14 protein-coding genes and 2 tRNA genes are annotated in these 19582 nt (G+C 66.1%); 3 read left to right on the forward strand and 13 right to left on the reverse strand.

What is annotated here, in order from left to right; genetic code table 11:
* Positions 1–126 precede the first annotated feature (126 nt).
* A complete protein-coding gene (locus tag ACWCOP_RS08965; protein WP_478247944.1) occupies positions 127–1419 on the forward strand; it encodes a glucuronyl esterase domain-containing protein in 1293 nt (430 codons plus the stop codon).
* A gap of 210 nt (positions 1420–1629) precedes the next feature.
* Here ACWCOP_RS08965 and ACWCOP_RS08970 read toward each other — a convergent pair.
* The 3 genes from ACWCOP_RS08970 to ACWCOP_RS08980 all read right to left on the reverse strand — a co-directional run bounded on the left by ACWCOP_RS08970 (position 1630) and on the right by ACWCOP_RS08980 (position 3689).
* Positions 1630–1705: transfer RNA gene (locus ACWCOP_RS08970), tRNA-Val, on the reverse strand.
* 11 nt (positions 1706–1716) lie between these two features.
* Positions 1717–2883: a bifunctional chorismate mutase/prephenate dehydratase gene (locus ACWCOP_RS08975; protein ID WP_478247945.1), complete on the reverse strand. Its 1167-nt coding sequence runs from the start codon at positions 2881–2883 to the stop codon at positions 1717–1719.
* A gap of 170 nt (positions 2884–3053) precedes the next feature.
* Positions 3054–3689, reverse strand: a complete 636-nt coding sequence (locus ACWCOP_RS08980) for a TetR/AcrR family transcriptional regulator (RefSeq protein WP_478247946.1) — start codon at positions 3687–3689, stop codon at positions 3054–3056.
* A gap of 112 nt (positions 3690–3801) precedes the next feature.
* Here ACWCOP_RS08980 and ACWCOP_RS08985 point away from each other — a divergent pair, with 112 nt between their 5' ends.
* Positions 3802–4440: a peptidylprolyl isomerase gene (locus ACWCOP_RS08985; protein ID WP_478247947.1), complete on the forward strand. Its 639-nt coding sequence runs from the start codon at positions 3802–3804 to the stop codon at positions 4438–4440.
* Positions 4441–4517: 77 nt separating this feature from the next.
* On the opposite strand, the gene lon is transcribed toward ACWCOP_RS08985, so the two are convergent.
* The 9 genes from lon to ACWCOP_RS09030 form a co-directional block, all read right to left on the reverse strand.
* Positions 4518–6914: an endopeptidase La gene (lon, locus tag ACWCOP_RS08990; RefSeq protein ID WP_478247948.1), complete on the reverse strand. Its 2397-nt coding sequence runs from the start codon at positions 6912–6914 to the stop codon at positions 4518–4520.
* Between the two features lie 389 nt (positions 6915–7303).
* Complete coding sequence (gene clpX, locus ACWCOP_RS08995) at positions 7304–8572, reverse strand: ATP-dependent Clp protease ATP-binding subunit ClpX (RefSeq protein WP_478247949.1); 1269 nt, start codon at positions 8570–8572, stop codon at positions 7304–7306.
* Positions 8573–8814: 242 nt separating this feature from the next.
* Positions 8815–9438 carry an ATP-dependent Clp protease proteolytic subunit gene (locus ACWCOP_RS09000; protein ID WP_478247950.1) on the reverse strand — a complete coding sequence of 208 codons (624 nt, stop codon included), beginning with the start codon at positions 9436–9438 and terminating at the stop codon, positions 8815–8817.
* 94 nt (positions 9439–9532) lie between these two features.
* Positions 9533–11059: a trigger factor gene (tig, locus tag ACWCOP_RS09005; RefSeq protein ID WP_478247951.1), complete on the reverse strand. Its 1527-nt coding sequence runs from the start codon at positions 11057–11059 to the stop codon at positions 9533–9535.
* A gap of 165 nt (positions 11060–11224) precedes the next feature.
* Positions 11225–13045 (reverse strand): ABC transporter ATP-binding protein, encoded by a 1821-nt coding sequence (locus tag ACWCOP_RS09010; protein WP_478247952.1) that lies wholly within the window; start codon positions 13043–13045, stop codon positions 11225–11227.
* 2 nt (positions 13046–13047) lie between these two features.
* Entirely contained in the window at positions 13048–14565 is a 1518-nt protein-coding gene (locus ACWCOP_RS09015) for a sulfotransferase family protein (protein ID WP_478247953.1), read from the reverse strand.
* Entirely contained in the window at positions 14566–15402 is an 837-nt protein-coding gene (locus ACWCOP_RS09020) for a sulfotransferase (RefSeq protein ID WP_478247954.1), read from the reverse strand. It lies immediately after the preceding gene.
* Positions 15403–15653: 251 nt separating this feature from the next.
* Positions 15654–15738: transfer RNA gene (locus tag ACWCOP_RS09025), tRNA-Leu, on the reverse strand.
* Positions 15739–15888: 150 nt separating this feature from the next.
* Positions 15889–16500: a hypothetical protein gene (locus ACWCOP_RS09030; RefSeq protein WP_478247955.1), complete on the reverse strand. Its 612-nt coding sequence runs from the start codon at positions 16498–16500 to the stop codon at positions 15889–15891.
* Between the two features lie 81 nt (positions 16501–16581).
* On the opposite strand from ACWCOP_RS09030, the gene ACWCOP_RS09035 reads away from it, so the two are divergent.
* Complete coding sequence (locus ACWCOP_RS09035; RefSeq protein ID WP_478247956.1) at positions 16582–17190, forward strand: methyltransferase domain-containing protein; 609 nt, start codon at positions 16582–16584, stop codon at positions 17188–17190.
* Between the two features lie 851 nt (positions 17191–18041).
* Here ACWCOP_RS09035 and ACWCOP_RS09040 read toward each other — a convergent pair.
* A complete protein-coding gene (locus ACWCOP_RS09040; protein ID WP_478247957.1) occupies positions 18042–19574 on the reverse strand; it encodes an acyl-CoA carboxylase subunit beta in 1533 nt (510 codons plus the stop codon).
* Between the last annotated feature and the right edge of the window lie 8 nt (positions 19575–19582).

The following is a 19582-nucleotide window of genomic DNA, read 5'->3' on the forward strand; positions in this document are numbered from 1 at the left end:
GAACCGGTCAAGCAGGTTTTGGCCGCTTATGCAGAGTGTTCTGCAGCCCGCGCCGCCCCGTCGCGCCCTCGCCCTCGCCCTGAATTGATGGAGCCGGCTCAGTTCGCACCGTGCTAGCCTCCGCCCATGAGCGCCTCACGCCTTCGCTTCAAAATCGCCCTCGCCGCCGGTCTGGTGCTGTTCGCCGCCGGGTGCGCGGGCATGGTCAGCCCGCTGCGCCATATCCTGGCCACCGCCGAAAACACCCCGGCGCGCGCCGCCCTCACCCCGCCGCTTCTGGCTGAAGGCTATGGGCGAGGGCCGGCCGCCACGCTGGCGGACTGGCGCGCCCGGCGCGACGCGCTTCTGACCATATTCGCCGACGAGATATACGGCGCCGCGCCGCCTGCGCCTCAGGTCTCCGCCACTCTTGATGAACGCCTCGCCCCCGCCGGCTGGGTTGGGCCGGGCCGGCTGGAGCTGTCCACCCTCACCTTGAGCGTGGCGGAGGACGATCCGGGCGCGGAGCCGGTGACGATGCGCCTGGCGGTCCTGAAGCCGGACGGACCTGTGCGCGGCGTGTTTCTGATCCCGTCGGATTGCGGTCTCAGACCGCTGCTCTCCGACGCCCGCATCGCGCCGCCGGACGCGTTCCGCCCGTCCTGGTGCGGCGATCCGGAGGGGACGGGCGGCCCGCCCGGCGGCGTGATCGGGGCGTTGTTCGGCGCCCATATCGTCACCCCGCCGCTGGATCTGATTCTCGCCAGCGGCTTTGCGGTCGCCGCCTGGCATGAAAGCGACATCGCGCCAGATTCAGAAGACCAGCTTGGCGCGAGCCTTCTAGCACTGGGCCTAGATCCCGATCCAGTGGACCGGCCGGGCGTTCTGTCCCTGTGGGCCTGGACGCTCTCCAGCGTCGTCACCGCGCTGGAGGCTGATCCGGAGCTCGCTTACGCGCCCCTCTTCGCCTACGGCCATTCACGCCGGGGCAAGGCTGTGCTGCTGGCCGGCGCCCGCGACGAGCGGATCGATCTGGTGCTCGCCCATCAGTCCGGCACGGCCGGCGCGGCGCCCCATGGCGACATGACCGGCGAACCCGTGGCCTCCATGGCGCGCAATTATCCCCACTGGTTCACCCAGGCCTATCAGCGCTACGCTGAAGCGGGTGAGGCCGTGATCCCGGTCAATCAGCACCAGCTTATCGCGCTGATCGCGCCGCGCGCTCTCCATCTGGGCGGCGCCAATCGCGACACCTGGGCGGACCCTTTAGGCGCAGAGACAGCGGCCCGCGCCGCCCACTCCGCCTGGCGGCTCTACGGGGTTGATCCCGAAACAAAACTCTCCAGCCATCTGCGCGGCGGCACGCACGGTGTGCGCGAGGCGGACTGGGCGGCGTTTCTGGCGGCGGCGGAGCGCGTGGCGGATCAAGCGCCGGAATAGCCCGCCTGCGCCAAGGCCTCTGCGGGACACTGCTTGCGCCCGCCGCACTCCGAATCCGAAAGGGTTCCCAAGGGCGTTCGCCCGCCCGCACCCCGGACTTGATCCGGGGGAGGACCGACCAAGCGGGAGGACAAGAAAGCCCTCCGGGCATCCTTCGCCTGAAATCGATCCCCCGGATCGATTTCTTCGCCTTCGGCGAACCGGCTTGGATGGTGGGCGGTGACGGGTTCGAACCGCCGACCCTCTCGGTGTAAACGAGATGCTCTACCAGCTGAGCTAACCGCCCGTGCCCTCTCTTTAGCCTTCCCGTGCGGTGGGCTTCAAGCGGTCCGAACCGTAGGAGCCGAAGCTCCTGACGGTCTTGGCCGCGTTTCCAAGGCCTTCCAGCGCGCGCTTGACCGCGGCGTCTTCCTCATGGCCTTCAAAGTCGAGGAAGAACATCTGCTCCCACGGGGCGCCCGCCACCGGCCGGCTCTCCAGCTTGGTGAGGTTCACGCCTTGCGCCTTGAAGCCCTCCAGCGCGCTCACCAGAGAGCCTGAACTGTCCGACGTGACGAAGACCAGCGAGGTCTTGCAGGGCAGAAGCGGGCTCGCCGAGGCCGGCGCCAGGGCCAGCGCCACAAAGCGGGTTTCGTTGCCCACCAGGTCTGAAATGCTGGGCTCGATGACGTTGAGCCCGAACAGGCCGGCCGCCTCCGGCGCGCCGACAGCCGCCACGGTGGGCCCCTCGTCCAGCGCCCGTTCCAGCGCGCGGGTGGTGGAGCTGACCGGAACCTTCTTCAGTTCCGGGTGCGCATTGAGCCAGACCTGCGCCTGTCGGAGCGCCTGAGCGTGGCCGTACACGGTGCGCACCGCGCCAAGATCGGTGGATTTGCCCAGCAGCGCATGGTCGATGCGCTGATGGCGCTCGCCGGCGATCTTCAGCCTGGTGTCGCGCAAGAGGTCATAGACCTCGTTGATGCCGCCGGTGGCGGTGTTCTCGATGGGCACGAAGCCGTAATCGGCCTCGCCCTGCTCCACCGCCCGGAAGATCGCCGGGTAGTCGCGCTTGATCAGCGGCGAAACCGCCGAATAGCGCCCCGAAAAATGGGTGTGGGCGGCGAAGTGGGAATAGCTGCCCGGCCCGCCCAGATACGCCACGCGCGCCTCGGTGAGCATGCGGTCGGCGCGCGCGTCCAGCCCCGCGCGCTGGCGGCGCAAGCTGTCGTCGATGATCAGCTGGAACAGGCTCTCTACAAAACCCTCGTCCAGCCCCTGCTCCATCCCCGCCTTCACCGCGCGCGCGATGACGTCGCGCTCGCGCTCCACATCGCGCACCGGCGTGCTTTCTCCGGCTTTCAGCGCCCCCAGCGCCTCGCCAAGCCGGCGCCGGTCGGCGAGCAGGCGAAGCAGCTCTCGGTCGGCGCCGTCAATGGCGCTTCGAAGGGCGGCGCGGTCGTCGCGAGCGGGCGTGTCGGCGGTCATCAAATCATCCCCTGGAAACGAAAAACCCCCGCCGGTTCCTGGCGGGGGCGGAGGTAAAACGCGTGATCCATGCGCTCTTCAACCGGTCCCCTCAAGGGCCGATATAATAGAAGCCGGAAAAGAGCGCGTTCGTAATCATGCTCGCAGAATGGGCGGAGGGTTTTGTCCGGTCAACCCGGATTCGCGATGATTCTGTCCACCGCCGCATCCACCGTGAAGGCGATGAGCGGCTTGATCACATCGGCGCTTTCGCCCGCATGGGGCGCAGCCGTGACGATGCCGTGGACCGACGCCCACAGCGCGCTCGCGGCGATGTTGCGCGCCGCTTCGCCCGGCGGTCCCGGAAGCTGGGCCAGGCGCTCGGTGATCACCGAGCGCAGCCGGTTCTCGTCCGCTCCGTACAGCTCCTCCAGGCGGCCTTCAGCCTTGCGCCGGGCGATGATCGCCTGCCAGCGGCGCTCATGGCGCTCCACAAAATCATAATACCCCAGCGCCAGCGCCATCAGCTGCTCGCGCACCGGCTTGTCGCCGACGGTCTTCAAAACTTCGACCTCGTGGGCGTAAAGCTCGCGATAGGTCTCCAGCGCCGCCTCGCGCGCCACATCGTCGATATCGCCCACCAGCTTGTACAGCGAGCCCACCGAGAGCTTGGCCTCGGCGGCGATCAGGCGCGCCTGCAGCCCGTCCAGACCTTTCTTGTCCAGCAGGGTCAGCGCCGCCCTGATCAGGCGGGAGCGGTGTTCCGGCCCGAGCGGGGGGCGCCCGCGCGGGCGTTTCGGCGTCGTAGAGAGATCGTCAGACATCATGGCGGTGTAGGTAGCACCGGGTCCGGGCCCGCGCAAAGCGACGCCGCATTGATTGACAAGCGAAGCGTTAACGCGCCCGCTACCGTCTTGTTGATGGAAACCGGGGGCCCACATGAAACACTGCATCCTCTTCGCCGCCGCGGCGGCGCTCACCGCGTGCGCGCCTGCGCCGCAGGCGGATACGGACACCCCGGGCGGCGAGACGAGCCCGGCGCGCGCGGTCATCGTCACCAGCCTGGGCGACATCACCGTGGAGCTCGCCGAGACCGCCGCTTCGGTGACAGCCACGAACTTCCTCGCCCACGCTGAGGCCGGCCATTATGACGGCGGCGGATTCTACCGCTCTGTGCGCGACGATAATGAGCGCGAGGGCGTCGAGCCCATGAACCTCATCCAGGGCGGGCACAGCTTTGACGGCCTGCCCGGCGCTGAAGGCATCGCCCACGAAAGCACGCAAATGACCGGCCTCAGCCATGTGCGCGGCGCCATCTCCATGGCGCGTAACGAGCCGGGCACGGCCACCACCGAATTCTTCATCATGGTCGCCGACTATCCCGGCCTCGATTCCGGTCCCGGCACGCGCAATCCCGACGAAGCCGGCTACGCGGTGTTCGGCCAGGTGGTGGAGGGCATGGACGTGGTCGAAGCGATCTGGATGTCGCCGACCAGCCTTGCCGCCGCGCCGGAGGACTTCCAGTATCCCCAATTCATTGTGGAGCCGGTGCGCATTGAAACGGTGCGGGTGGAGTAGGCGCCGCGGCGAGACCGAAGACCATAAAAAAGGGCGCGCCGCTAGGCGCGCCCTTTGTCCTTGACGAGCGGGTGCGGTTAGTGAGCGCGCACTTCGCCCGCCGCGCTTTCGCCCGGCAGGGCGGCGAGCGCGGCGGCGTCGTCTTCGGTCCATTCGATGGGTTCGACCTTGCCGGCGAGGGCGTGCTTGAGCACCTCGTCGACGGTCTCCACCGGGATGATCTCCAGACCGGCCTTCACATTGTCAGGCACGTCCTCGAGATCCTTCACGTTTTCCTGCGGGATCAGCACGGTTTTCACACCGCCGCGGTGGGCCGCCAGGAGTTTCTCCTTCAGCCCGCCAATGGGCAGGACCCGGCCGCGCAGCGTGATCTCGCCGGTCATGGCCACGTCTTTCCTCACCGCGATGCCCGACAGGGTGGAAACGATGGCGGTGATCATGGCGCCGCCTGCGCTCGGCCCGTCCTTGGGCGTCGCGCCTTCGGGCACGTGGACGTGGATGTCGGTGTTGCGAAACACGGTCGGCTTCACGCCCAGCGCCGGAGCCCGGCTCTGGACATAGGAATTGGCCGCCGAGATCGACTCCTTCATCACATCGCGCAGATTGCCCGTGACGGTCATCTTGCCGCGGCCGGGCATTTTCACCGCCTCGATGGTCAGAAGATCGCCGCCCACTTCGGTCCAGGCGAGACCCGTGACCAGGCCGACCCGGTCTTCAGTCTCGGTTTCGCCATAGCGATGTTTGCGCACCCCGGCGAACTCGGCGAGGTTTTCCGAACTGACCGTGACCTGCGTCACGTCGCCGGCGACGAGCTTGCGCACCGTTTTACGGGCGAGGCGAGCGAGCTCGCGCTCCAGGTTCCGCACGCCGCTTTCGCGGGTGTAGTAGCGGATGAGGTCGCGCAGGGCGTCCTCCTGCAACGTCCATTCGCCGTCTTTTAGCGCATGCGCCTTCACCTGCTTGGGGATCAGGTGACGCTTTGCGATCTCCACCTTCTCGTCCTCGGTGTAGCCGGCGATGCGGATGACTTCCATCCGGTCCAGAAGCGGCTGAGGCATGTTCAGCGTGTTGGCCGTGGTGATGAACATCACGTCCGACAGGTCGTAATCGACCTCCAGATAGTGGTCGCCGAAATTGGCGTTCTGTTCGGGATCGAGCACTTCGAGAAGCGCCGCCGACGGATCGCCGCGATAGTCGGCGCCCAGCTTGTCGATCTCATCGAGCAGGAAGAGCGGATTGGAGCTCTTCGCCTTCTTCATGGACTGGATCACCCGGCCCGGCATGGAGCCGATATAGGTGCGCCGGTGGCCGCGGATCTCGGCCTCGTCGCGCACGCCGCCCAGCGACATACGCACGAACTCACGCCCCGTCGCCTCGGCGATGGAGCGGCCCAGCGAGGTCTTGCCCACGCCCGGCGGACCCACGAGGCACAGGATCGGGCCCTTCATCTTCTTGGTGCGCGCCTGCACGGCCAGGTGCTCGATGATGCGCTCCTTGACCTTCTCCAGGCCGTAGTGATCGCGCTCGAGCACGGCTTCGGCCTTGTCCAGATCCGCCTTCACGCGCTTGCGCTTGTTCCAGGGGATGTTCAAAAGCCAGTCGAGATAATTGCGCACGACGGTGGATTCCGCCGACATGGGGCTCATCTGGCGCAGCTTCTTCAGCTCCGCATCGGCCTTGGCGCGCGCTTCCTTGGAAAGCTTGGTATTCTCGATCTTCTCTTCCAGCTCGGCCAGCTCTTCCTTGCCGTCCTCGCCCTCGCCCAACTCGCGCTGGATCGCCTTCATCTGCTCGTTGAGATAATATTCGCGCTGGGTCTTCTCCATCTGCCGCTTCACGCGGTTACGGATCTTCTTCTCGACCTGCAGCACCGAGATCTCGCCCTCCATCAGGCCGAACACCTTTTCCAGGCGCTCGGAGACGGACGGGTTGGAGAGCAATTCCTGCTTCTCGACGATCTTCACGGCTAGGTGCGCCGCGATCGTGTCGGCCATCTTGGCCGGCTCGGCGATCTCACCCACGGCGGACATGGCCTCGGGCGGAACTTTCTTGTTCAGCTTGACGTAGTCTTCAAACTTCTCAGCCGCCGCGCGCATCAGCGCTTCGACCTCGGCCGGGTCGGCCACCGTTTCGTCCACAAGCTCGGCCTCGGCTTCGAAATAGGCTTCGTTGTCGAGGAATTTCGTAATCTTGATGCGGCGCCCGCCTTCGACCAGCACCTTCACGGTGCCGTCGGGCAGCTTGAGCAGCTGCAGCACGCTGGCCACGACGCCGGTGTCGTAGATGCCGTCGGTATCGGGATCATCGTCCGCAGCGCTCTTCTGGGTCGCCAGCAGGATCTGCTTGTCGGCCCGCATCACTTCTTCAAGCGCGCGCACCGACTTTTCCCGGCCCACAAAAAGCGGCACGATCATGTGGGGAAACACCACGATGTCGCGCAGAGGCAGCAGCGGCAGGGTTTTGGTCTCGGTCATTCGTCTCGTCCTTTCGGATCGCTTCCGCGCCCGGCTTGAGGCGCGCGGAAACCCTGGGGCGCCGGCCCGCCAATGCGGCGCCGGCGAAGAGCGGCGAGCCTCGTCAGCTAAAGCCTCGCCGCATTCGTGTGCTTAAACAAGTGGAGCCGGGCAGGCCTGGCTTCAAGCGCGTGAACGATGTGCGCTGGAGCGAGGTGCAGTGGCGGGGGAGGTGAAGCGAGCGTCGATTTCACACACCTGTCGTCCCGGCCGTAGCGCAGCGCAGAGCCGGGACCCCAAAGCGAGGCTCCAGCTCACAAGGTCCCGCATAGCGCTTTGCGCTTTCGGGATGACAAAGCCTAGTGAGGTTCGAGCAAGGACCGGAAAGCGCCCTCACCCCGAACCGCGCCTTACGCGCCCTTCGACCCGCTTTCGCTTTTCTGCTTGGCGTAGATGTAGAGCGGCGTAGCGTCTCCGGTGACGACCTCGGCGTTGACCACCACCTCTTCAACACCGTCCATGCCGGGCAGCTCGTACATGGTGTCGAGCAATATGCCCTCCATGATGGAGCGGAGGCCGCGGGCGCCGGTTTTGCGCAGGATCGCCCTTTCCGCAATGGCGACAAGAGCATCCTCGGTGAAGGAGAGGCCGACGCCCTCCATTTCGAACAGGCGCTGATACTGCTTCACCAGGGCGTTTTTCGGCTCGGTGAGGATCTGCACCAGGGCGCCCTCGTCGAGATCCTCCAGCGTGGCGATCACGGGAAGACGGCCAACGAATTCCGGGATCAGGCCGAAGCGCTGAAGATCGTCCGGCTCGCAATCGCGCAGCACGTCGCCCTGACGGCGCGCGTCGGGATCGCGCACATCGGCGCCGAAGCCGACCGCGCTGCCCTTGCCGCGCTGGGCGATGATCTTCTCAAGGCCGGCGAAAGCGCCGCCGACGATGAACAGGATGTTGGTGGTGTCCACTTGCAGGAATTCCTGCTGGGGATGCTTGCGCCCGCCCTGGGGCGGCACGGAGGCCACGGTGCCCTCCATGATCTTCAACAGCGCCTGCTGCACGCCCTCGCCCGACACGTCGCGGGTGATGGACGGGTTGTCGGACTTGCGGCTGATCTTGTCGATCTCGTCGATATAGACGATGCCGCGCTGGGCGCGCTCGACATTGTAGTCAGCCGACTGCAGCAGCTTGAGAACGATGTTCTCCACGTCCTCACCCACATAACCGGCCTCGGTCAGCGTGGTGGCGTCGGCCATGCAGAACGGCACGTCCAGAATCCGCGCCAGCGTCTGGGCCAAAAGCGTCTTGCCGCAGCCGGTGGGGCCGATCAGCAGGATGTTGGATTTTGAAAGCTCCACATCCTGATTCTGGGAGGCGTGGTTGAGGCGCTTGTAATGGTTGTGCACCGCCACCGCGAGGACGCGCTTGGCGGTTTGCTGGCCGATCACATAGTCCTGCAGGACCTGGAAGATCTCCTGCGGGCTGGGAACGCCCTCTTTCGATTTCACCAGCGAGGTTTTGTTCTCTTCGCGGATGATGTCCATGCACAGCTCGACGCATTCGTCGCAGATGAACACCGTGGGGCCCGCGATGAGCTTGCGGACCTCGTGCTGGCTCTTGCCGCAGAAGGAGCAGTACAGCGTGCTCTTTCCGTCGCCTGTGGTCGCCTTGGTCATGCTCGCTCCAGTCGGTCCCGTCTTCGCGCACCTTACGGCGCCGTCCGCCAGAGCCCAAATGGCCTTGATCAGGACGGACGCTCGTCGATGAGCCTCACATACGCAAGATCAGGGCCGGACCTTAGCGAAACGTTTTCACGCTGCATTCGACCACACGCCCGGCGCGTTGATCAAGCACGCAAAGCCGCGCTGCGCAGATCACGGCGCAGCACGGCTCGTTTTAATGTCAATGATTAAGCGGGTCAGGCCGCTTCGAAGCCGCCGCGCTTTTCATACACGTGGTCGATAAGCCCGAATTCCTTGGCCTCGTCCGCGTTCATATAGGTGTCGCGGTCGAGAGTCTTGGCCACATGGTCGATGGTCTGGCCGGTGTGGCGCTCGTAGATTTCGTACATGCGGCGCTTGATGCGCAGGATGTCCTCGCCGTGGCGCTCGATGTCCGCGGTGGTGCCGCGGAACCCGCCGGAAGGCTGGTGCATCATGATTCGCGCGTTCGGCGTGGCGAAGCGCATGTCCTTCTCGCCGGCCGCCAGCAGCAGCGAGCCCATGGAGGCCGCCATGCCGACGCAGGCCGTAGCCACCGGGCAGCGGATGTACTGCATGGTGTCGTAGATCGCGAGACCGGCGCTCACCGAGCCGCCCGGCGTGTTGATATACATCGCGATCTCTTTTTTCGGATTTTCCGATTCGAGATAGAGCAGCTGGGCGACCATCAGGCTCGCCATATGGTCTTCCACCACGCCGGTGACGAAGACGATGCGCTCTTTCAGGAGCCGGGAGTAGATGTCGAACGCCCGCTCGCCGCGCGCGGTCTGTTCGACCACCATCGGCACCAGGTTCATCATCGCTTCCTGCGGATCGTTCATTCTCTGCTCCCGTCAATCGACCATATAGGGGCGAAATGGCCCGCCGCGCGCACTCTGACAAGGCGCGCGGCGGTGCGCAAATGCTGCGGTCAGCTTAGCCCTCGCCGGAGGTCTTTTTTGCGGCGGCCTTCTTGGCCGGAGCCTTCTTCTTGGCGGGAGCCTTTTCGGGGGCCTCCTCGCCGTCTGCGGACTCGTCCTTTTTCGTCTCGGCTTTTTTGGCAGGAGCCTTCTTGGCCGGGGCTTTCTTCTTGGCCGGCGCCGTCTTGGCGCTTGCCGCTTCCGGCGCGTCGTCTTCGGCGAACAGAGTCTCGCGATCGACTTCAGTCTCGCTCACATCGGCGAGCTCGAGGATGTAGTCGACCACCTTCTCCTCATAGATCGGCGCGCGCAGCTGCTGCAGGGCGCCCGGATTCTTCTGATAGAAGTCAACAACTTCGCGTTCGCGGCCGGGATAGCGCTGGGCTTCCTGGTTCACCGCGCGGGCGACCTCTTCCTGGGTCACGTCGATATTGGCCGCACGGCCCATCTCGGCGAGCACCAGGCCCAGACGCACGCGGCGCTCGGCGATGGCCATGTAGTCGGTGCGCAGATCGTCCTCGGACTTGTCCTTGTCCTCGTCGTCCAGCTGATCGTTCTCTATGGCGTTCTTGACCTCGCGCCAGATCGCCTCGAACTCCTGCTCCACCATCTTGCGGGGCAGGTCGATCGTCTTGTGGGCCTCGTCGATCTGATCAAGCAGCGAGCGCTTCACCTTCATGCGGGACGCCTGGGCGTGCTCCTGCTCGAAGCGGCCCTTCAGGGCGTCTTTCAGCGCATCCAGGCTCGGCAGGCCGAGGCGCTCAGCGAGAGAATCGTCGATCTTGCTTTCGGCCGGCGCCTGAACTTCTTTTACTTCAGTGGCGAAGACGGCGTCTTTGCCGGCCAGCTGCTCGGCCTGATAGGCTTCGGGGAAGGTGACCTTGATCTCGACCTTGTCGCCGGCCTTGGCGCCGATGAGCTGCTCTTCAAAGCCAGGGATGAACTGACCCGACCCGATCACCAGCTCGGCGCCCTCGGCCTTGCCGCCGTCGAATTCTTCGCCGTCGATGGAGCCGACAAAATCGATCACGACCTTGTCGCCGTCTTCGGCCTTGGCCTTGGCGGCCTTGGGCTCATAGGCCGTGGCCTGCTTGGCCAGCTCGCCCATGGCCTCGTCGATCTGCGCGTCGGCGACCTTCGCCACCGGCTTCTCGACCTTGAAGCCCTTGGGATCGGCCGGCTCGAAATCCGGCATGATCTCGACATTGATTTCAAAAGCGAAATCGCTGCCCTTCTTGATCACGTCCTCGGCGTCGGACTTCACGTCCACGGCCGGCTGGGAGGCGGGACGCAGCTTGCGTTCGTCCAGGGTGTCCTGGGTGGCCTTGGGCACGATTTCCTGAAGGATGTCGCCCATGATCGAGGCGCCGAACATCTTCTTGATGTGGCTCGCCGGCACCTTGCCCGGGCGGAAGCCCTTCAGGCGCACTTCGGGGCGGATCTCTTCGATCTTTGCGGTCAGCTTCTTCTCGAGCTCCGACGCGGGCACCACGACCTCAAACGTGCGCGAGAGTCCTTCGGAAGATTTTTCAACAACGTTCATCGTGGCGAGGCCTTGTCATGGATACATCGCCGCCCGCAGGGCGCCGCTTGACACAAAGGAAAAGCGCGCCCCGGCGGCGGCCGGGAATGAGCGCGCGTTATGTCACGCACCTTTCGCAGACGCAACGGGCGGACGGCGGTTGATGTGAAAGGGGTGTGAAGCCCCCTACCCCTCCCCGCGATAAAATCCGGCCTGCGCGCCGAAAAGCTTTGCATACGGCCCGTTCGCCTCAATCAGCTCAGCGTGGGATCCCTCTTCGACAATGCGGCCCTTTTCCAGCACCAGAATCGCCTGCGCGGCGCGCAAGTTTGAGAGGCGGTGGCTGATCAGGATCACGGTCTTGCCGGCGCGGGCCACCGAATCGATGAGCGCGGCTTCGGCTTCAGGGTCCAGCGCCGAGGTGGGCTCGTCGAGGATCAGCGTGTCGGCGCCGGCGCGCAGCATGGCGCGGGCCAGCGCCAGGCGCTGCCACTGGCCGCCGGAAAGCTCCACCCCGTCCAGCTGCTGGCGTGACAGCTCGGTGTCGAGCCCGTGGGGCAGATCGTCGATGACATCGCGGGCGAGCCCGGCGTCCACCGCCGCCTCGATCTCCTGCTCGTCAGCGGCGCGAAGCCCGCGGCCCATGGCGATATTGTCGCGCGCGGTGAACGCATAGCGCTGAAACGGCTGGAACAGCGCGGCGGTGCGCCCTACCAGCGCCTCGCGGTCCCAGTCGCCAAGCGGCGCGCCGTCCAGCGTGATGGTCCCGGCGCTTGGCGCGTAGAGCCCGGTCAGGAGCTTCACCAGCGTCGACTTGCCCGAGCCGTTGGCCCCCACGACCCCCAGGCGCAGGCCCGGCGGGATATGCAGGCTCACCCCCGCCACCGCGTCGCGGGCGGCGCCCTCATAGCGGTAGCGCACATCGGTGAGGCGGTAGCCGTCGCCGGGGACCGGGCCCTCCGTCAGCGTGCCCGATGGCGCAGCGTCGGTGCGGTCCAGAAGCGCGAACAGGTTTGAGGCGTAGAGCACGTCTTCATAGGCGCCGCTGAACGCGGCGAGCAGGTTTGTAACCGTGTTCTGGCCCTGCTTGAGCACGGCGATGAGCAGCGTCATCTCCCCCAGCGAGATCGCGCCGGAGACCGCGCGCAGCACCGCATGGAGCTTGCCGGCGATGAAGATCAGGCTGGAGCCCAGGATCAGCGCGGCCCCGCCCCAGCTGCGCCGCGCCTGCAGCGCCCGGTCCTCGGCGTAGAGCATGCGAAACAGCCCGCCATGGCGCTCTGAGAAGGCGTTCGAGGCGCCGGCGTGAAGACGCTCCTGGGCGGCGCCGGCCGACACCATCAGGCCCTCCAGATAGGAGCGCCGCCGCATGGCCGGCGTGCGCCCGGTGTAATAGCGAAACCCGGCGCCGGAAAATCCGAGCTCACCCAGAAACAGCGGCAGCCCGCCCGCGATCACCAGAAGGATCAGCCAAGGCGAATAGGCCAGCAGGAGGCCGGCAAAGCTTAGCAGCGTCACCGCGAACTGGGCCGCGTCCAGCGTGCGGCCCACCAGCGAAAAGGGCCGCGAGGCCGCGTTCTGGCGCGCCAGCGTGATCTGCTGCTGCACCTCGGCGCGCTCGATCACGTCCAGCGGCAGGGCGGCCGCCCGGGCGAAGATTTTCGAGCCGACGGCGTAGCCGAGCTCTGCGTGCAGCACGGTGCGGTAATGGCCGGTGATACGCCGCAGCGCCACCAGCGCGCCCAGCACGCCCGCTTCGGCGGCGGCGTAGGACAGGGCGAGGTTTCGATCCGCGACAGCGCGTGTGTCGATGGCCGCCACCACCGCGTCGATCATCAGCTTGCCCAGATACGCCGCAACCGCCGGCGCGAGCGCGGCGGCCAGCGTCAGAGCGGCGATCCCCAGAATCAGCTTCGGGCTGGCGGACCAGGCCAGCGCCAGGGTGCGCAGGGTGAGGCTCAGCGCCTGCCGCGCGCCCGGCGTTTCGACCTCGGCGCGGTCGGTCATGGCTACTCGGCCGCCACCGTGTCCGAGCCCTTGCCGGTGTCGGCGCTGGATCTATTCGGGGAGTCGATGGCGTCGGCGTCCACGGCGTCGTCATCTGCGTCCGCCCCCGCCTGGGCCCGGGCGGCGTCGACGCGCTGGCTCAGCACTGCGCCCTTGTGCGGGAAGGGCTCGGCAGGGACCGGCACGCCCATGAAGGGCGCCAGCTTTTCAAAGCCCTCGCCGGCGCACACGTCGATCACCAGCAAGTCCTCGGGCCGGTCCTTGAAATAGTCCATGATTTCCGCGACGTGGCGGTCATAGACCCAGGAAAACCGTTCCGGCACATAGGTGTAGCAGCCATAGACCGCGGCGCGCAGAAGCTGGCGCATGAGGAAATGGGTTTCCTGGTCGGGATCTTCGGCGTGACCAAAGGCCGGCCGGTTGAACCAGTGGTTCCGGCACGAGCGCTGCCAGGCGTCTTTATCACGCACGGTGAGCACGAATTTCGAGCCGGGATATTGCTTGTCGAACTGCTGGTAGTAGGGCGCGCAGGTGATGTCGGTCAGCCCGTCATGGTATTTCAGCAAGGTGAGATCGTACTGCCCGTTGGCCAGCTCGGTGTAGGTGTCCTCGTCGATGGGATAGTGCGAGCAATCCCAGCCCAGCATCTGCAGCGCGTGGGTCAGCGAGCGCGTGCCGGTGCGCGACAGGCCAAGCCCGAAGACCTTGGGCTTGTCGGCCGCCGCGCCATAGACCTGGCGGTGGTCGTTCGTCTCCAGCCAGCTTTCCAGATCGGCCATGGTGAAGTCGCCCTTCTCCACCAGCCCCATCTCGGCGAGGCCGCGGTCGGCGTGCTCGGGCAGCGCGGCGATGAAGGCGTGGGTTTCCTGCGCGCTGGCGTTTTCGGGCACGTGACGGCGGGCGTACTCCACCGCCGCCACGGCGACCTGATAGTCCAGATCCGCCCCCTCGCCCGCCGGCCAGCGCGACATGGCCGAGGACAGGCGTTTGAACTGAACCTTGGTGCGGCTTCTCAGCTCGCGCAGGGCGTATTTCTGGAAGACGTGGCGATAGGCCTGGAAATAGTCGTGCAAGATGTCGAAATTGCGGAACTGCTTGGACAGGCGCAGCGGTTTCATGGCCAGATTTCGCAGGCGCGATTCCGGACGCAGGGCGTATTTCAGATCGTCTTTTGGCGGGGTGATCTTCGCCATGGCGCGCACCAGATCGATGCGCGTGATGTGCACGCCGCAATGGATCCGGCCGCGAAACCGGTCGGTCACATAGGCGTCCACATAGGCCGCGTCGCACTCTTCGATGAAGGCGCGCATGTCCTCCAGGATCAGGCAGTCGGCGTCGAGATAGACCACGTAGTCGCAGTCATGCTCGATCCGCAGCATCTGTTCGACGCAAGCCGTGAACGGACGCACATCGTCAAGGATATGAATCGTGTCGGGCCGAATATGGCGCTTGGCCAGCTCCAGCGAGACGTCGGCCGTGCGCTCGTCGATGCGGCGGAAAACAAGATCGATCCTAGCCACTCAAGGCCCCCACTTCATGGTTTCGTTTACGGACCCGGCGAGCTGCTCGAACAGGGCGGCGTGTTCGGCCTTGAGCTCGTCACGCCAGCGCAGGTCGAGACGGATCTCGTCCGGATGGTCTTCGTAATAGGCCGCAGAGCGCGCGCCGGGCCGCACCAGCGCGCCCTCGGTTCCGCGCGCGGCGAGAAACTGCGTGCCGTTATTTCCCCCCAGCGGGTGATGGGGCCGGCTGGCGAAAGACAGCATGGCCGGGTCGTACGCCGCGCCGATGAACTGCGCCAGGCGCATGGTGACGTCCTGGGGCGTGGTGGCGAGGTCCTCATAGGCGATGCGCAGCACCGGGCCGGGAAACGCGTCGCTGAGCGCCTGGGCGGCCTCGATCTGCGCCAGCCAGTCACTGATCTGGCCCGCCGGATCGCGGTCTGGATATTTGCGCAGGCGCGAATTGACCACGGCGCGCCCGTCGCGGGTGAGGAAGATCAGCCGCGCCTCATGACCCGCGGCGCGCAATTCCTCGGCGCGCGCAGCGATCCAGTCGGTCTTCTTGGTGGAATCAATGACGATGGCCGCGCCGGCGTGCCGGGCCACGGCGGCGTACAGCCCGTCGCCTTCCCCTTCAGTCCACGAAAACCCGTTCCAGAACGCGCAATCATCGCCGCAGATCTTGCAGGCGCGTTTTTTCAGGGGTTTGGAGGCGTCGCCGAGATAGCGCACTTTCGCGCCCTCGCCGATATAAACGGCGCCGGGCAGGCCGGAGAGCACCATGCCCAGCAGGGTCGACCCGGAATGGCCCGCCCCGCAGATCATGACGCCGGTAAGTGAACCCTGACCCGACACGCCGCTCTGTCCCCGTAAGCCGTATCCCCCGAACGGCTGATTGCATCTATAATTCAACGTTGCCGTCTGAAAAGGCAAGCTCCGCGCGCTGCGCCGCCGCAAAACTCCGGGCCGGTCCGAACCCGCCATCACCCGCGAAAACCGGCGGCCCGGCCGCCGCAAGGGCGACCCCCGCCTCCGCGGGGGCAGGCCGCCCGCCGGCCCCTTATGGGCCGCTCGACCGAGCGGACGCGAGGGAGACCAGCAAATAATGGTGCGGCTGGAGGGACTCGAACCCCCACGTCGTAAGACACTTGGACCTAAACCAAGCGCGTCTACCAGTTCCGCCACAGCCGCAGCGACGCCGGTTTTAAGCGAGCAGCGCGGATTTGACGAGCGCGGCGATGCAGCCGCGCCGTCGCGCCGTCCGGCTTAAACCGAGGGGCAAGGGGCCCCGGCCCTGCGCGGCGCGTCAGCGCTTCCTGTCCCCGCGCCCCATCATGGGCGTCAGCGCAGCGCCGTGTTCGCCGCCTCCGGCTCGCCAGCCTCGCCAGCCTCTCGCGAGCCCCCGTTGAAACGCGCCGCCGCCGCCGCCGCATCGGCGCAGGCGAGGTCCAGCGTCTCGCGCCGCGCCGGCCCCAGCGTCCGGGGTTCAGCCTGGGGCTCGGCGTCTGAGGTCAGCGCCCAGGCGAGGCCTTCAAACCCGTCCGGGCTGTTCAGACGCAGAACGCCCGCGCCCGCCTCGGCGCGCATGAAATCGCCGGGCGCGGACAGGCGCCGCACTTCCAAGGCGCCGGGCCCGGCCCCATGGGCGGTGAAGGCGATGACATGCCCGACCCCCGCCACATCGCCGCGCTTCAGGACGAACGCGCCGCCGCAGGCTTCGGCCACCGCGTCCAGCTGCGCCGTGCGCGCGCCGCGCCCCTCGCTGAAGCGCGCCAGCATGGCGGCTGTATCGATTCCGGTGCTGACGCCGGTGTCTGGGTCGATGTCCGAACCGGACGCGCCGGCGACGACCGCACCGCCCCGCCCTTCCAGCACCCGGGTCCCGTAAACGGCCCCCGCGCCGAGCGCGCAACTGGCGAGCACCGCGGCGGCGGCGCGAAACAGCGCTGACATGAAGACCCCTCTTTTATCCCTCGCTTTGCGTTATATCGTCTCCCCCCGTCTCGGGCCAAGACCTTCGTCTGGAGCGCCGCCATGACCGCCAGTGAAAACCGCACGCCGCTTGACTGGGAGGCCCGGTTCAAGTCCGGCGACGCCCCGTGGGAGCGCGGCGGCCTGCATCCGGCTGCGGCGCATTTTCGCCAGACCGGGGTGCTCACCGCCGGCCAGTCCATCTATGTGCCCGGCTGTGGACGCAGCCCGGAACCGGTGGCCTTCGCCCGCTACGGACTTCGTGTCACCGCCAGCGACGTGGCCCCCAGCGCCGTGAAACACCAGAGTGAACAGATGACGGCGGCGGGCGTTGAGGCCTCCGTGTTCGAGGCCGACGGCCTGACCTGGCGCCCGCCCGCGCCGTTTGATCTCCTCTGGGAGCAGACCTTCCTGTGCGCCATCCACCCCCATGACCGCCCGCGCCATGAGCAGATGGCCTTCGAGGTCCTCAAATCCGGCGGCCGCCTCATCGCCCTCTTCATGCAGAAGGACGAGCCCGGCGGCCCGCCCTATGGCTGCTCGCTACCCGCCATGCGCCTACTGTTTCCCGAAGCGCGCTGGATCTGGCCCGCCGACGGCGATTTCACGGCGTTTCCCCACCCGTGCCTGGGCGGCAAGTCGGAGCTGGGCGGCGTGCTGGTGCGGCGCTAGGTGTGGTTTCTCACACACGCCAAAACCGCCCGCCGCAAGATTTGCGCGAGGCTATGGGGATGGCGAGGGCGGCGCGGGAGGATCCAGGCCGGCTCTGTTATGTATTTGGAGGCCGGATACGACCCCCGCGCCGCTGAGGTGATTTTTCGGTCAGCGGGACTCAACGGAACCTCCCCGTCTACCCGTAACCCGCCGCTTTGCGGACCGGTGCGTTAGCCGGAACTCACTCGGGACACCCCGTCATTCCCGCCCGAACAGGACGCTCCGGAGCGGCCTCGCCTGCGAGATGACGGGGGTGATTATGGGGGAGGCGAGAGTGGGGGCGGATAAGTTTTYTGGTTTCGCTTTATCCTGAGGGTCCTTCGAGGCTTTTCGCTGACGCGAAAAGACGCCTCAGGATGAGGAAATAGAACGGCTTTCCAAAACCCTCATCCTGAGGTGTGAGGCCGGCTATAGGCCGGGCGAGCCTTTAAAGGACCCTCAGGATAAAGCGCCTGCACGGCCGCACTGGGTCCCCGCTTTCGCGGGGATGACGAAAAGGGGGAGCGTTTTGGAAAAGCGTCGAAGGTGGATGCAGCCGCAAACCGACATCGCCGGTTCCCGGTTTCATCCCCGGCGTAAAGCCGGGGGGAAGACCGGGATCTGCGGCGGATGGACTCGAAACGCGAAGCCAGCTTCGCCGCAGGCACAGCGCCAGACCCATAAAGCGCGGTAGATCCCGGTTCCGCCCCCGGCTTCAAGCCGGGGATCGGACCGGGAACCGGCTCGCTCATTCGTTTAAAGGCGTGCGGGCGGCTGGGCCGCACTGGGTCCCCGCTTTCGCGGGGATGACGAAGGGGGACATCTCACCCTCACAACGGGATATTATCGTGCTTCTTCCACGGGTTGGTGAGCTTCTTGTTGCGCAGCGTCCTTAGCGCCTTGATCAGGCGCACGCGGGTGTTGTGGGGCTGGATGACGTCGTCGAGATAGCCGCGCGAGGCCGCCACGAAGGGGTTGGCGAAGCGGTCTTCGTATTCTTTTGTGTGGACGGCCATGGTTTCGGCGTCGCCAAGATCGGCGCGGTGGATGATCTCTGCGGCGCCTTTTGCGCCCATGACCGCGATTTCGGCGCTGGGCCAGGCGTAGTTGATGTCGCCGCGAAGGTGCTTTGACGCCATCACGTCATAGGCGCCGCCATAGGCCTTGCGGGTGATGACGGTGAGTTTGGGGACCGTGGCCTCGGCGTAGGCGAACAGCAGCTTGGCGCCGTGCTTGATGAGGCCGCCATATTCCTGCTTGGTCCCCGGCAGGAAGCCCGGCACGTCCACGAAGGTGATGATGGGGATCTCAAACGCGTCGCAGAAGCGCACGAAGCGCGCCGCCTTCTTCGAGGCGTCGATGTCGAGAACCCCGGCGAGGCTTAAAGGCTGGTTCGCGACGAAGCCCACGCTCTGGCCTTCCAGACGCCCAAACCCGGTGACGATGTTGGGGGCGTATTCGGGCGCGATCTCGTAGAAATCGCCCTCGTCGGCGACTTTCTCGATCAGCTCCTTGATGTCGTAGGGCTTGTTGGGATTGGGCGGGACCAGCGTGTCGAGGCTGGGTTCGCGGCGATCGGGATCATCCTGGGCCTCGCGCACGGGCGGTTTTTCGCGGTTGTTCAGCGGCAGGAAATCGATCAGGCGGCGCACCTGGATCAACGCCTCGATATCGTTTTCAAACGCGGCGTCGGCGACGCCGGATTTCCTGGCATGCACCGACGCGCCGCCCAGCTCTTCATGGGTGACCACCTCGTTGGTGACGGTCTTCACCACGTCGGGGCCGGTGACATACATGTAGGAGGTGTCCTTCACCATGAAGATGAAGTCGGTCATGGCCGGCGAATACACGTCGCCGCCCGCGCACGGGCCCATGATGACGCTGATCTGCGGGATCACGCCGGAGGCCAGCACGTTCCTCTGGAAGATCTCGGCGTAGCCGCCCAGCGCGTCCACGCCTTCCTGGATGCGCGCGCCGCCGGCGTCGAACAGGCCGATGATCGGCGCGCCGTTCTTCAGCGCCATGTCCTGCACCTTGCAGATCTTGCGCGCATGGGCGAGCGAGAGCGAGCCGCCGAACACGGTGAAATCCTTGGCGAAGACATAGACCAGCCGGCCGTTGACCGTGCCGGAGCCGGTGACCACCCCGTCGCCGGGGATCTTTTTGGTCTCCATCCCGAACTCGGTGCAGTCGTGTTCGACGAACATGTCGAATTCTTCAAACGAGCCTTCGTCCAGAAGCACGTCCAGGCGCTCGCGCGCGGTCAGCTTGCCCTTGTCATGCTGGGCGGCGATGCGCTTTTCGCCGCCGCCCTTGCGGGCGGCGTCGCGCTTGGCGTCGAGCTTTTCGAGAACGGCTTTCATGAAACGGC

It is taken from the genome of Apolloniradiicaulis salifontis (assembly GCF_053756655.1).

Bases quoted from the DNA above. Each gene is read 5' to 3' on its own strand.
- ACWCOP_RS08965 (WP_478247944.1), top strand. From the start codon at position 127: ATGAGCGCCTCACGCCTTCGCTTCAAAATCGCCCTCGCCGCCGGTCTG.
- ACWCOP_RS08975 (WP_478247945.1), bottom strand. From the start codon at position 2,883: ATGACCGCCGACACGCCCGCTCGCGACGACCGCGCCGCCCTTCGAAGC.
- ACWCOP_RS08980 (WP_478247946.1), bottom strand. From the start codon at position 3,689: ATGATGTCTGACGATCTCTCTACGACGCCGAAACGCCCGCGCGGGCGC.
- ACWCOP_RS08985 (WP_478247947.1), top strand. From the start codon at position 3,802: ATGAAACACTGCATCCTCTTCGCCGCCGCGGCGGCGCTCACCGCGTGC.
- lon (WP_478247948.1), bottom strand. From the start codon at position 6,914: ATGACCGAGACCAAAACCCTGCCGCTGCTGCCTCTGCGCGACATCGTG.
- clpX (WP_478247949.1), bottom strand. From the start codon at position 8,572: ATGACCAAGGCGACCACAGGCGACGGAAAGAGCACGCTGTACTGCTCC.
- ACWCOP_RS09000 (WP_478247950.1), bottom strand. From the start codon at position 9,438: ATGAACGATCCGCAGGAAGCGATGATGAACCTGGTGCCGATGGTGGTC.
- tig (WP_478247951.1), bottom strand. From the start codon at position 11,059: ATGAACGTTGTTGAAAAATCTTCCGAAGGACTCTCGCGCACGTTTGAG.
- ACWCOP_RS09010 (WP_478247952.1), bottom strand. From the start codon at position 13,045: ATGACCGACCGCGCCGAGGTCGAAACGCCGGGCGCGCGGCAGGCGCTG.
- ACWCOP_RS09030 (WP_478247955.1), bottom strand. From the start codon at position 16,500: ATGTCAGCGCTGTTTCGCGCCGCCGCCGCGGTGCTCGCCAGTTGCGCG.
- ACWCOP_RS09035 (WP_478247956.1), top strand. From the start codon at position 16,582: ATGACCGCCAGTGAAAACCGCACGCCGCTTGACTGGGAGGCCCGGTTC.
- ACWCOP_RS09040 (WP_478247957.1), bottom strand. From the start codon at position 19,574: ATGAAAGCCGTTCTCGAAAAGCTCGACGCCAAGCGCGACGCCGCCCGC.